Annotated in this window: 1 protein-coding gene and 1 pseudogene; both read right to left on the reverse strand. The window is 33.8% G+C overall.

Translation table 11 applies throughout. The annotated features are described in order from the left end of the window. A partial coding sequence (locus SMIDD26_RS13430) for a BspA family leucine-rich repeat surface protein (RefSeq protein WP_246747046.1) occupies positions 1 to 201 on the reverse strand: 201 nt, incomplete at its 3' end. Between the two features lie 3 nt (positions 202 to 204). Further along, positions 205 to 378: pseudogene (locus tag SMIDD26_RS13550) on the reverse strand (BspA family leucine-rich repeat surface protein); the annotation flags it as partial. Positions 379 to 390: the final 12 nt, after the last annotated feature.

Raw genomic sequence — 390 nt, forward strand, 5'->3', positions numbered from 1 at the left:
ACTTGTGTCAAAATTCGTCACATCTAAGTTAGTTATGTTAGACATACCATGGAACATATCACCCATATTCGTTACTTTACTTGTGTCAAAATGCGTCACATCTAAGTTAGTTATGTTAGACATACCATGGAACATACCAGTCATATCCGTTACTTTACTTGTGTCAAAATGCGTCACATCTAAGTTAGTTATGTTAGACATATTACCGAACATATAAGCCATATTCGTTACTTTACTTGTGTCAAAATTCGTCACATCTAAGTTAGTTATGTTAGACATAGCAAAGAACATAGCATTCATACGCGTTACTTTACTTGTGTCAAAATGCGTCACATCTAAGTTAGTTATGTTAGACATACCATGGAACATAAAATCCATACTCGTTACCTT

The organism is Streptococcus mitis (genome assembly GCF_001579035.1).
Taxonomy (GTDB): domain Bacteria; phylum Bacillota; class Bacilli; order Lactobacillales; family Streptococcaceae; genus Streptococcus; species Streptococcus mitis_J.